The 3,040-nt window shown below is 67.3% G+C and carries 2 protein-coding genes; both read right to left on the bottom strand.

Annotated features, from left to right (window positions below; translation table 11 throughout):
- The coding region (locus tag RUW20_RS12490; protein ID WP_313952561.1) for a sigma-54 dependent transcriptional regulator at positions 1–1,304 on the bottom strand (1,304 nt) is incomplete at its 3' end.
- A partial coding sequence (locus RUW20_RS12485; RefSeq protein WP_313952560.1) for an ATP-binding protein occupies positions 1,301–3,040 on the bottom strand: 1,740 nt, incomplete at its 5' end. The genes RUW20_RS12490 and RUW20_RS12485, both read right to left, overlap by 4 nt.

Here is a 3,040-nt window from a genome sequence, read left to right as displayed (position 1 = left end):
TTGGCGAGCTTGTCGTAGAGCGTCTTGCGCGGGATGCCGAGTGCCGCCGCGGCGCTGGCGATGTCGCCGTGCGTCTGTTGCAGGGCATTCTCGATCAGGAACAGCTCGAAGACCGCCACGCGCTGTGGCATCGCCAGATCGCTTTCCGCGGCGTCGAGCGAAGACGGGCGCCAGACCCCGAGTACGAAGCGTTCGGCTGCGTGCTGCAGTTCCCGTACATTTCCCGGCCAGTCCTGGGCCATCAGCCAGTCCGCGATCGCCGCCGGCATGGCGGGCATGGCACGCGCGTAGCGCTCGGCAGCCTGCAGGCAGAAAACGTGGAACAGCTGCGCAATATCCTCGCGCCGTTCGCGCAACGGTGGCACCAGCAAGGTGACCACGTTGAGGCGGTAGTACAGATCGGCGCGAAAGCGGCCGGCTTCGATCTCCTCCTTGAGGTCGACCTTGGTCGCCGCCACGACACGGCAGTCGAGCGGCACCAGGCGGTTGGACCCGAGGCGCTCGATCACCCGTTCCTGCAGCACGCGCAGCAGTTTTGCCTGCAGGCCGAGCGGCATGCCTTCGATTTCGTCGAGGAACAGCGTGCCGCCGCTGGCGTGTTCGATCTTGCCGGCGCGGCTGCGGGTTGCGCCGGTGTAAGCACCGGGCTCGACGCCGAACATCTCGCTCTCGAAGATCGCCTCGGGCAGCGCTGCGCAGTTGACGGCGACAAAATTGCCGCTCCGCCGGTGCCCGGCTTGATGCAGGCCGCGTGCGACGCGTTCCTTGCCGGTGCCGGTCTCACCGCGGATCAGGACGTCGACTTCCGTATCGCCCAGCTCGGTGATCAGGGTGCGCAGTTGGCGCATGCCGGGGCTGTCGCCGATCAGACCGTCGAGTTCCGAGCTTTGCGTCAGCCGCGCCTTGAGGGCGCGGTTCTCCAGCACCAGACGGCGCTTCTCGATCGCCCGGCGCACGACGTCGACCAGGCGCTCGGGGGCGAACGGTTTTTCGAGGAAATCGTAGGCGCCGGCGCGCATCGCATCGACCGCCATCGATACGTCACCGTGTCCGGTGACCAGGATGACCGGTAGATCGGCATCGATGGCGACGACGCGTCGCAGCAGATCGAGTCCATCGATGCCTGGCAGGCGCACGTCGGTCACCAACACCACCGGCTGATCTGCCTTCAGCCGGGCCAGCGCTGTGTCGGCTCGCGCGAAATCCTCCACCGGCAGATCGGCCAGGGCAAAGCTCTGACAACCGGCAGCGCGCACCGGATCATCGTCCTCGACGTAAATGACCGTGATCGCCAGTTCGTTCACTGTGTGCTCTCCTGGAGCGCTTCGGACTCGCCCGCCAGCTGTGGCCCTTTCGCCGGCCAACGCGCACGGACGACCGTGCCGCCCGATTCTCCGTTGGCGATCTCGAAGCGGCCGCCCGAGCCTTCGACGAGGTCGCTGACAATCGGCAGTCCGAGTCCGAGACCCTGTCCCAAGGGCTTGGTGGAAAAGAACGGCTGGGTGATCCGGTCGCGCAGTTCCGGGGGGATCCCCGGGCCATTGTCCACCACTTCCAGCAGCAGCTCGCCATCGCCCGTCGCGGCCCGCAGTTCGATCACGCCATTGCGCTTGCCGGCCAGCGCATCGACCGCATTGCCGAGCAGATTCGACAGGACCTGTTCCAGTGCCTGCGGTTCGAGCGGAAACTCGATCGGCGCGGCCGACAGCCGCAGCGCAATGCCTTCGTCCTTGAGCCGCCGGGCGAACCAGCCGGCGACGGTGGTTACCGTGTCGCGTGCCGACGCGCGGCCGGCCGCTACCCGTTGCAGTGAGGTGCTCTGCCGTGAGGCGAAGACCTTGAGCTGCGCGGTCAGGCGTGCCATGCGCTCGATCAGGCCGATGATCTGGTGCAGATTGTCCTGCAACGGCTCCAGGCGGCCACGCTCCATGAAGGTCAGGCTGTTGCCGGCAAAGCCACGCAGCGCGGACAGCGGCTGATTGAGTTCATGTGCCACACCCGCGGCCATCTGGCCGAGCGCCGCGAGCCGGTTGGCTTCGATCAGTGCGCGCTGGGCAAGGCGCAACTTCTGCTCGGCGGCAACGCGTTCGTCGATCTCGCGCAGCAGGCGGTCGTTGGTCGCCGCCAGGTCGGCGGTACGCTCGGCGACGGTGCGCTCCAGTACCACTTGCGCTCCCAGGCGTTCGCGCAGGCGGCGGGAGCGCTGTCCCCAGTACAGACTTCCCACCACCAAAACGCACAAGCCGAGGCCGACGGCGAGCGTCAGCGTTCTCGCGTCCGCCCGAGCCGGCGCAGTATCAGCCAGGATCAGCATCCGCCAGTCTCTCCACTGCAGCACCTCCCGGCTCTGGGTGATGAATTCCCGCCCGTCGAGCGCCACCCGTTGGGCGGCGAGCCACTCGAGCGGCAGTGGCGCGAGCGCTTGGTCGAGATACTGACGGGTTTGCTGCAACTCGCGCCGCGAGGCTTCGGCCAGCGGGGCAAGGGTGCCGAAGTGCCACGCTTCATTCGACGACAGCGCCGCCACGCCGTGGCGGTCCACCACCATCAGCAGTTCACCGCTCTCTGCCCAGGTGCGTTCTAGCAGGTTCAGTTCGAGCTTTACGGCCAGCACCCCGACCACCCGGCCGTCGTGGCGCACGGGATGGGCAATGAAGAAACCGGGAACACGGGTGGTGACACCGACGCCGAAGAACATGCCGGTGCCGCCCGCCAGCGCATCGTGGAAATAAGGCCGAAAACCATAGTTCTGCCCGACGAAACTGTCGGCTGCGCGCCAGTTGCTGGCGGCCAGCGTGTTGCCGCTAGGTGCCATCAGGTAGAGCATCGCCGCGCCCGCGCGCGCGTTCGTGCGTTCGAGCAGATCATTGACGTAGGCAAGGCGTGCCGGGTTGGTCGGGTCGGCGAGCAGTTCGCGCAGCGCCGGATGTTCGGCCAGCACGGCGGGCAGGCTCTCGAAGCGCTGCAGCTCCGCGTTCAGGCTGGCCGAGGCCAGCGCCAGGCGCTGGTTGGCATGTGTCGAGAGCTCATCGAGCCCGGC

Origin of the sequence: Accumulibacter sp., from assembly GCF_032229525.1 — a bacterium.
In the GTDB taxonomy this organism is placed as follows: domain Bacteria; phylum Pseudomonadota; class Gammaproteobacteria; order Burkholderiales; family Rhodocyclaceae; genus Accumulibacter.
The sequence above is the reverse complement of the archived record's forward strand: the minus strand, read 5'-3'. Positions and strand labels throughout refer to the sequence as shown.